10 protein-coding genes are annotated in these 9,563 nt (G+C 42.7%); 3 read left to right on the top strand and 7 right to left on the bottom strand.

The features are described from left to right. Window positions 1–1,062 (top strand): leishmanolysin-related zinc metalloendopeptidase (locus tag ACEW8S_RS09025; protein WP_373517828.1); only part of this gene is annotated, 1,062 nt, incomplete at its 5' end. 136 nt (window positions 1,063–1,198) lie between these two features. On the opposite strand, the gene ACEW8S_RS09030 is transcribed toward ACEW8S_RS09025, so the two are convergent. Beyond that, window positions 1,199–1,378, bottom strand: coding sequence for a hypothetical protein (locus ACEW8S_RS09030; RefSeq protein ID WP_373517829.1), 180 nt, complete (start codon window positions 1,376–1,378; stop codon window positions 1,199–1,201). A 449-nt stretch (window positions 1,379–1,827) separates the two neighbouring features. Continuing rightward, complete coding sequence (locus ACEW8S_RS09035) at window positions 1,828–3,654, bottom strand: SLC13 family permease (protein WP_373517830.1); 1,827 nt, start codon at window positions 3,652–3,654, stop codon at window positions 1,828–1,830. 306 nt (window positions 3,655–3,960) lie between these two features. Between ACEW8S_RS09035 and ACEW8S_RS09040 the strand changes: the two genes are divergently transcribed. Beyond that, the gene (locus tag ACEW8S_RS09040; RefSeq protein ID WP_373517831.1) at window positions 3,961–4,470 is read left to right on the top strand and encodes a hypothetical protein; all 510 of its coding nucleotides are present in this window, start codon (window positions 3,961–3,963) and stop codon (window positions 4,468–4,470) included. Between the two features lie 83 nt (window positions 4,471–4,553). Here the strand turns inward: ACEW8S_RS09040 and ACEW8S_RS09045 are convergent, their stop codons facing one another. From ACEW8S_RS09045 to ACEW8S_RS09055, 3 genes are all read right to left on the bottom strand, one after another. Continuing rightward, window positions 4,554–5,045, bottom strand: coding sequence for a hypothetical protein (locus tag ACEW8S_RS09045; RefSeq protein WP_373517832.1), 492 nt, complete (start codon window positions 5,043–5,045; stop codon window positions 4,554–4,556). A 238-nt stretch (window positions 5,046–5,283) separates the two neighbouring features. Beyond that, complete coding sequence (locus ACEW8S_RS09050; protein WP_373517833.1) at window positions 5,284–6,285, bottom strand: DNA topoisomerase IB; 1,002 nt, start codon at window positions 6,283–6,285, stop codon at window positions 5,284–5,286. 93 nt (window positions 6,286–6,378) lie between these two features. After that, window positions 6,379–6,879, bottom strand: coding sequence for a pyridoxamine 5'-phosphate oxidase family protein (locus tag ACEW8S_RS09055; protein ID WP_373517834.1), 501 nt, complete (start codon window positions 6,877–6,879; stop codon window positions 6,379–6,381). Window positions 6,880–7,069: 190 nt separating this feature from the next. On the opposite strand from ACEW8S_RS09055, the gene ACEW8S_RS09060 reads away from it, so the two are divergent. Then, on the top strand, window positions 7,070–7,942 hold the full coding sequence (locus ACEW8S_RS09060) for a DUF808 domain-containing protein (protein WP_373517835.1): 873 nt from the start codon (window positions 7,070–7,072) through the stop codon (window positions 7,940–7,942). Between the two features lie 55 nt (window positions 7,943–7,997). Here ACEW8S_RS09060 and ACEW8S_RS09065 read toward each other — a convergent pair whose 3' ends face one another. Next, the gene (locus ACEW8S_RS09065; RefSeq protein ID WP_373517836.1) at window positions 7,998–8,183 is read right to left on the bottom strand and encodes a CsbD family protein; all 186 of its coding nucleotides are present in this window, start codon (window positions 8,181–8,183) and stop codon (window positions 7,998–8,000) included. Window positions 8,184–8,377: 194 nt separating this feature from the next. After that, on the bottom strand, window positions 8,378–9,563 hold a 1,186-nt coding region (locus ACEW8S_RS09070; RefSeq protein ID WP_373517837.1), incomplete at its 5' end, for a sugar MFS transporter.

Raw genomic sequence — 9,563 nt, forward strand, 5'->3', positions numbered from 1 at the left:
TTATCAATAATTATGAAGAACACTATTCAAAGATCAGGACGGCTATTGGCGTTCGGATGTATCATCAGCGCTTTACTTTTTACTTCATGCTCAGAAGAACCTTTGGAATCGACAGCTCCGATCGTTTCCGACGCACAAGAACCTGCAATCGCCTTGAAGGCGCATCCTACCGAACCTATCATAATCGATGACTTGGGCACTACAACTTTGAAGACTACTAGTGCTGCCGGAGTAGATCGTGGGCGTTTTAATATAACCTTAAAGTACCTATTACCACCTACCGATAGGCAGGTAGAAGTTTTTGAGGCAGCCGCCGCGAGATGGGAACGGATTATTATCAAGGATGTCCCATCCGTTGAAGGTCCTATTCCTTCTGCGTTCGTCGGGTTCCCGGACATTGAAGGTACTATTGACGACATTGTTATCGAGGTTGCATTGGCACCGATCGATGGGCCGGGACAAATTCTTGGTCAAGCTGGGCCGGCATTCGTGCGCACCGATGATTTCTTGACATTATCAGGGATTATGTTCTTTGATGTGGACGACTTGGACTTTCTAGAAGAATTAGATTTGTTCGAAGAGGTAATCGTACATGAAATGGGTCATGTTTTAGGCGTAGGTACGCTCTGGAATGTAGAACCGTTCGGCTTTGATAGAACCCTTATAGGTGCGGTCAACACCGATCCCTATTTTCTCGGAAGGAAAGCCAATGTTTTTTGGAATGCCGAGGGCGGAACTGATGAATTGCCTGTTGAGAATATGGGTGGCCCGGGAACCGCACTGGGACACTGGCGCGAATCCGCTCTTAACAATGAACTGATGACCGGCTTTTTGAATTTGGGCGAGAACCCACTAAGCCGAATCACTGCAGGGTCCATGAGAGATTTAGGCTATGGTTCTTCCTCTGTTGGGGAATCCTATGATTTACCACGTGGTACACCAGGTGTTGATATCAGTGACCTTGGAGATGAGGGAACCGCTGAGAACCCCGGTCTTAATATAGCTAAAATGGAGGTCTTATTACAGCCTATAGGTTTTGTAAATACAAAGAAGAAGAAATAAAATCGGTACGATTTTCCTTATAATCCTGTTTAATCAGGATGAAGAAGGATTGCAAAGAGAGCTTGAATTAGAATGATTACTCTAATTACAAGCTCTTTTTACTTTTATGCTTAGGAAAAGCGCTACTCCAGATAGGCTAGAATTGAAAAAAGGATGTACCCGATATGACCAGTCCAATAACGATTATAATTAAAAATACCGCTACGATAACGACCGCTATTTTGGTAATGTTATTTTTTTGAAAGATGTAATTTCTTTTGCTTTCATGCTCCTCTTTCACAAATTCAGCATCGTTGTCAGTTTCTTTTTTGTCCATAAGTATAGTATTTGAAAAAGCTTTTAAGATTTCGACGAGCCAATCTGTATCACCGTTTATAACTTATTCCGAGGTATTTTCGACGACCGGCATTTTGATAAGTAAGGTCCAGCCAGGCACGGTGAACGGTTCCCACAAAAGAACCACTTTGGTCAAAATCTGCGGCACCCTTAATTTCACGCCTGAGGTTCAGGTTGACTATGCTTTAAAATTAGGTGTAAGCCATCTTTTTGTTGATTCTTATTGAACCAATTTTTGACTGCATTCTCATTTAGATACGGTTTTTCGTCACCTATTTTTTTTCGTTTTCTGCTTAATATTTTGTTTGCTATGTGCCAGTTTCGGTGATATTAAGGGGTTATAATTTTTCGATTATAGCTAAATCCTGCCTGCGGTAGGTTAGTATCTATTTTAGTATTTTGAGAAGGGGTTTGGTCAGCATTCATAGCTTAGAGCATTTGGGTGAGTAAAAAGGTAGCCACCACCCATAGCAATAGGGAAAGAATGCCACCGATTACAAGAAAGTGTTTGAACTTATAATTGCCTATTCCGTATATGAGGGTATTCGTTTGATATCCCACAGGGGTAAAAAAGCTAAAATTAGCGGCGAACATCACCGCAAGTAAAAAAGGTTTGAAATCAAGTTCAAGGCCTTGTGCTACAGAAATAGCGATAGGGGTCATGATGATGGCCGTGGCATTGTTGCTGACCACCCCGCTCATGAGCATGGTTACCAAAAACAGGGTTCCGGTGACGACCCAGTTCGGTCGGCCCGATAAAAAACCCAAAAGCTGCTCTGAAATCCACATATCCGCGCCGGTATTGTTCATGGCAAAGCCCAAGGGAATCATACCGGCCAATAGAAAGAAGATTTGCCAGTTGATTTTTTTGTATACTGTGGTAAGGTCGAGGTTTCCGGTCACCAATAGCAAGCAAACTCCAGTTAGGGCACTGACCATAATGGAAAGTAGCCCTGTGGCCGCCATAACGATGACCAGAACCAGTACGGAAAGCGAAAAATACCGTTTGAATTCTGACGCTCCGGTCGTACCCTCGAATTCTTGAAGTATCACCACATTTTCAATGGCATTCAATGAACTCAGGTGCTGTTTTTCGGCTTCCACCAACAAGCGGTCGCCAGGTTTTAGAACTAATTTATCGGCACTGCTACGCACCAATCGGTTATCCGTTCTGATACGCGTCCTCCGTTTTTTAATGGCTAGCGGAATGACATCCTGCAACATGAAATCCCGTAGGTTACCTAAAGTTTTTCCCAATAACGATGCTCCGGGAAGCATCAAAAGTTCCACGAATACTCGCTCCTCAATGTCGGAGGATTGCGGTTTTTTATCGCCTGCATCCGTTTTGGAAGTGGGAGCTTTCAAGTATTTTTCCTCGCTAATATTAAGGTCTTCCGATTCGTTCAGGCGCGCCAAATTTTCAAGATCGCACATCAAAAGCAACTCATCGTCCGCCTTAAGCGTTACATATTTGCCGGGGGATTTGTGCTCTTGATAATGGCGCGTCAGCTTTAATAACGATATATCGGGATTGTCGAAGAGGAAGGTATCCTCGATTTTTTGGCCTACCAATTTCGATTCCGCGTTAATACGTATTTGTGTCGTGTAACTACCGATGTCGTAGTCTTCTTTCAGGTCTTTGTTTTTACCACTGGGCAACCATTTTAGGGCAAGGGTTAGATAAACGATGGAGATGGCCAAAAAAGTAAGTCCCAACAACGAGAATTCGAAGAATCCCAATTTTTCGGCACCGAGATTCTTGGCGACCGAATTGACAAGAAGGTTTGTCGATGTACCCATCAAAGTACACGACCCGCCAAGAATACCGGCAAAAGAAATGGGTAGCAATAGTTTGGATTGCGGAATATCGAACTTTTCCGAAAGGCGATTGATGATCTTTATAAATACGATGACCACGGCCGTAGTACTTATAAATGCGGATATGCCCGCCGTCACTATCATAAAAATCGGGGCCATAAAAAGAAGCGGCAGGGATTTTATCTTTCCCATACTCGAGGTCAACCAATTGATTACCCCGTTCTCTTCCATCGCTATGGCCAAGATCATCAGGGCCAAGACTGCGATGGTCGCGCTATTGCTAAAACCGCTTATGGCTTCCTCGGGCGATACCAAACCCAGTAATGCCAAGGAAACGATGATAAAGAAGGCAATTTTATCTACCGGAAATACCTCGAACGCAAAAAGCACTACAGTGGTAAGCAGCACGGCAAACATCAAAATGATTTCTAATTCCATCGATTGCTTAGCGTTAAGGGTGTTATCTGGTTGAAGGCGCCTTTCGCATTTTGAAATACCGTTCAAGATACGAGATTAGTCCATTCAGTCAACAAAATTTGATCGGATTTCGCTTTAGGTCGATGCAATCGAAAAAGCGACGGTTTTTAAATCCCGCCATTGCCTTGTGACTTTTTAGCTTCGGCTTCGGCAAGGGCGAAGCGATGGAATTTTCGGGACAGAAACAATTTTGAAATATTTGTGATAGAAAATCGGGTAGTTGTTTCAAATCCATTATTTTTGATCAATCTAATTAAACACAAAGAAATGCGAAAGACCACCGGCTTCTACATGCGGATTATCCACCGTTATTTGGGATTTTTTCTAGCGGGTATTATGGCCATGTACGCTTTAAGCGGCATTGTTTTGATTTTCCGAAAGACCGATTTTTTAAAACAGGAGGTTCGGGAAGAACGGGAGTTAAAACCAAAGTTGACCACGAAGGAATTGGGCAAGGAAATCCATATAACCGACCTGAAAGTCCTAAAAACGGATGGCGATATCGTTTATTTTGAAAAAGGGAAATACAACTCAGCTAGCGGTGCCGTTGTCTATTCCGAAAAGAAGCTTCCCTTGGTACTTGATAACATGACAAAGCTGCACAAGGCGACAACCAATAGTCCCGTTTTTTGGTTGAACATTTTCTTTGGGGTGTCGCTACTTTTCTTTGTGGTGTCCGCTTTTTGGATGTTCCTTCCCAAAACATCGGTATTTAAACAGGGCGTTTATTTTTCGTTGGCAGGCATTTTGCTGACGCTAATTTTACTCTTTGTTTAAGGATTCAATGTAATATCGAATTCCACTAAAATTTCCCAATTTCAACGCTGCAAGACCCTAGGTAGTCCTTTGACCGGAATAGGCTAATTGTCCTTTTTCCAAGTTTCGTAGGTGGAATATTGTTCCTCGGAAAGAATTTTTTCCAATTGTCTATCCCTTTCGTCCGATACCGTGCCCATCATTTCACCGCTGGCCGTGTTTTGGCGTCGGGTTGAGAAATCCTTCATGGCATTTTCAAAACTTTGGATCTGGTCGTTGGTCATCTGAAGTTCCGAGTACATTTGGGAATTATCCGTTTTCTCCGTCACGGGAGTTTTAGTGGCATCGTTGATATTCACATTGGAATTGCCACCGCCGGACCCGTTGGTCATCTGTACAGCTTTGGTGGAGCTGTCCATCTCATCGTTGTTTTCGACGGAATCGTCGTCCATAGTCCCAGCCTGGCTCTCATCGGTACCTTCGGCGGCCATCTCTTGTTGATTTTTTTCCATTTTTGATTGTGTACTTTTCTTGGCCCCGCAGGCAACACAAAATAGTACTACTATTGCCGCGATAATTTTGATACTTGTTTTCATTTTTTTTAGTTATTAGTGAATGGTTAAAATATAATAGCACTCGTAAAGCCCAAGTTAGGGACTAAAAAAGTTAAAAGATCTAGGTTGAAGTTTTTGGTTCTACCACTGATTTTATATACCCTTAAAGCCATGTATTGAAAATATATAAACATCCGTGTTTTTGATATAATAAAATTAAACTATTTATCAGAACGGATTCAAAGTCTACAATTAATAATCAATAACTCTCTTCTAATAATCAATAACTCTCTTCAATAATCTTACGGGCAAGTTTCTCGCTGGCCGAAAGTGCCGAAATGCTTTTGGAATCATTAAATGGATTCGGATTTGGCAAAGTTTTTTCGTCGATAGAGCGGAACAAGGCAGGGTGTACATAATAATCCCGACAAACGGTCGGCGTATTTCCTAATTCGGCGGCGACCATTTTGATGACGATATTACTGAACTTCTTTCTGCTACCATCCTCCAGTTCCTCCAAGGCCAACGGATAACATTCCACCGCCAATCGGTTGGCGGACCAGGTGCGGAAATCCTTGCTTGAAAAATCCGGACCCATGTATTCCGCAATATATTCGTTAACGTCATCACTGTCAACATCGTGAGAGTTCTTTTGATCATCGCTGTACTTAAAAATCTCATAGCCTGGTAAGTCGGCCACTTCCTTGATGAACGGTACCAAGATTTCGTCATCGATATGTACCTCTTGTTCCTGATGGCTTTTTCCCGTAAAGGATAACAACAATTCGTCATCTTCTATGCTAAGGTGTTTTCTGCGCAATGTGGTAAGCCCGTAGGATTCGTTCTGTTTTTTGTATTCCTTGTTCCCTATTCGGATGCCGTATTCGTCCAATATCAAGATAATCAATGCCACTAATTTATCTTTTCCCCAACCTTTGGCATCTAGATCTTTATGTGCTTTTTTACGAATTTTAGGAAGCAGTTCCGAAAATTCGAGCATTTTCTTGAATTTCGCCTCCTGTTGCTGTTTTTCATATACGGAATGGTATATGTATTGCTTCCTATTTTTGGGGTCACGCCCGATGGCCTGTATATGGCCGTCGTCGAAACGGCAGACCATAACATCCTTCCACATAGGGGGTATTACCAATCCCTGAAGGCGTTTCAGGACTTTTTTATCCTTGATCAAATTTCCTTTTTCGTCATAAAAACTATATCCTTTGCCGCGTTTCTTTCTTGAGATGCACATGGCCGAATCGTCGATTTCCCTTATTTTTTTCATGGAGGCTCAAAATGTTAAAATGGCGATGGGGCCAAATTGGGATTTTAGGTATAAAAGGATGTCCCCCTTATGACCCAAAACAAGTATAGGAGGCTATATTTTCAGATTGCCCTCTTCGCCTAAATCCTGCTTTTCCCCCGTTAAAGCACCCATTCCCATTTTAAGGAGGCTTACCAGTTTGCCGTTCTTGGTATCCCAATAATGCGCATCTTTGGGTATCACTTTAATAGCGGTCAGATTCGGATCGTCGATACCCTCGAACCATGCATCGTCTGATTTACCGTAGTACTTTTCAAGCACCGGTCGTTCGGTTGAAATGAAAGCGTTGCCAAAAACGGTCATAAACTCCATGTCACTAGGTTTGGAATAGATCAGTTGAATGCTATTATCGGCATCTATATGGCCATTATGTTCACTGTTCTTGTTGCTTAAGAACCAAATGCATCCATCTTCATCGACGTCTTTGGTACTCATAGGAATGATATGAGTAGGCTTCGCCCCCAAATGGGTTTCCATCATCGCAAAGTCGATATTTTCTGCCAGTTCCTTAATTTTAGCTTTCGCTTCTTCGTTAAATAAGTTGTTCTTGCTCATGGGTTTTTAATTTTATTTCGATAAATATAAGAGCGATACGTTTATTTTTTTATCTCGGATGATGTATGTTTTAGCTGTATAAAAACAGATTTTTAAAAATAGGATACTATTGAATTTAAACCAACGATGAATTCGCTACCTTTCGCATTATTTTGTTGGTAGTAGCAATAAACCCCAAACCTTAAACCCAATGGCATCAGGATTTTTCGCTTTACTTGACGATATCGCAAGTATGATGGATGACGTGGCCGTCATGACCAAGGTCGCGGGCAAAAAGACCGCCGGTATTTTAGGGGACGATTTGGCCGTGAACGCCGAAAAGGCCTCCGGTTTCATGGCCGCCCGTGAAATTCCCGTGCTTTGGGCGATAACCAAGGGCTCAATGTTGAACAAGCTGATAATTTTGCCTTTTGCTTTTTTGTTAAGTGCTTTTTATCCTCCGGCGGTTACTGTAATCCTGATTCTTGGCGGGCTGTATCTGGCGTATGAGGGCGCTGAAAAAATTTATGAATGGATCGTGCCCCACGAGCATGAAGTAAAAGTGGTAGCCAAGGATATGTCAGAGGCGGAAATCTTGGCTATAGAAAAGGATAAGATAAAGTCGGCCATCGTAACGGATTTTATCCTTTCCGTAGAGATTGTCATCATCGCTTTGGGAACCGTTGTCAAGGAGGATATTTGGACGCAAGTTATCGTCGTTTCCATTATCGCCCTAATCGCGACCGTCGGAGTGTATGGTATCGTCGCCCTTATTGTACGTATGGACGATTTCGGAACCAAGCTCATCGACTTTAATGAAAAGGAGGATAGTTTCTCGGACAAAGTCGGACATTTTTTGGTGATGGCGCTTCCGAAAGTCGTCAAAAGCCTTTCCGTTATCGGAACGATCGCCCTAATTTTGGTTGCTGGCGGTATCTTTGTCCATAATCTACACTTTATCCATGAGTGGCTTCAGGCCCTACCTTCTATTGTGGCGGAGTTTTTGACCGGGCTAGTGGTCGGGTTTGCCTGCCTGCCCATCGTGATGGGATTCAAAAAGGTTTGGAAGAAAGTAAAAGGATAGTGCATAAAAAAGCCCACAATTTACATTGCGGGCATTTTTCCGGGGGATGTAAAAATTACATTTTATCTATCTCATCTTTCAATTGCTCTTTGGACCTCCCTGTCTTTTCTTGGAGATTACCGAGCATTTCATCGAATTTTCCTTCGCTGTAGGTTACATCATCATCGGTCAGCTTGCCATATTTTTGCTTGAATTGACCTTTGATTTTTTTCCATTTACCTTCTATTTGATCACTGTTCATAATAATCGTTTTAAGTTAATGATTCAATTCCACTTCTCTATTACAAAGATAAAATTAGCATAAAACGCGTATTGGCATGAACGCAAAACCATCATATTTTGATGCAATAAAAGGTCTTGTTAATGGCATAGCCATAAAAAAGCGGTCTCAAAAAAAGAGAACCGCTGACCTAATTCCAGAAATTTCCTAAAATTCTACATCGCTGTACCTTCCGCACCCGTTTGGGCTTGGGCTTTGTCTTTTGCTCTTTTATTGCGCATCCAGAACCAAAGGATTGTAAAAAGAACGATTAGTAATCCGGGAAAAGCAATCATTCTTTCGAGGGTTGCCTGTCCGGTCGCCAGTTCCATAGCATCGCCTGTCACACCCATTGCAGTGGCCTCTTCACGGGCGGCATCGACCCAGCCGCCGAAAATCGGCTGCATATTGCCAGTCATAAACATACCGATAGCTCCTACAACCGACATGCCCAAAGCCCCACTTTTAGGTATTTTTTCCGCTACGAACCCGATCATGTTCGGCCAGAAATAGCAAATTCCCAAAGCAAAAACTGCCGCTCCAAAATAGACCGCCGAACCTGTTAACGTACTCAATAAAAATATTCCGATGGCCGTTAGAACAGCCGAGCCCAATAATACCCCAGTCTGATCGAAACGGTGGACAAATTCTCCGCCAAAATACCGTCCGACTGCCATTATTCCACTGATCAAGGCCAAGATCAAGTAGGCGTTCGCGCCGCTTTTTGAAAGTATCAGTACGACCCATTGGTTGGGCACGAATTCGGAAATGGCGGTCAATGCCATACAAAAGGAAATAAATATAAAAAGCGGTGCTGCCATTGCTTTTAGATTGCCTGTGACCGTAGAAGCTTCTTGCACTCTAGGTTTTGGAAATTTCTGACCCCAGAACAGATAGGCATAAATTAGGGTAGGAATCAAAATGATCCAGATTTGGGTTTCCCAACTGATTCCTCCACCAACAACACCGCCACCGAAATCAAATCCTTCCGAAAAAAATCCGGAAAGGAGGGCGCCGATAACTATACCCCCTGGAAACCACATATGAAATCTATTCAGCAAAGTATTCATCCTTTTTCCGGTATAACTGTCAGCAATCATTGGATTACAGGCGGCCTCGGTACAACCGTTGCCTAATCCGATCAGAAAGGTCGAAATGATCAAACCGATATATCCACCGGAATAGATAGTCAGGATAATCCCAATAGTATGGGCAAAAAAGGCGAACTGCATAATTTTTTTTGGGCCGACGGTGTGATAAACGAGTCCACCAACGATCATGGATATGGGAAATCCCAGGAACCACATTGAATTGATGAAGCCCAGTTGCTCGGCATTTAGGCTGAATTCTTCTGCTAACTGG

The sequence above is a fragment of the Pricia sp. genome (genome assembly GCF_041745955.1).
In the GTDB taxonomy this organism is placed as follows: Bacteria; Bacteroidota; Bacteroidia; order Flavobacteriales; family Flavobacteriaceae; genus Pricia.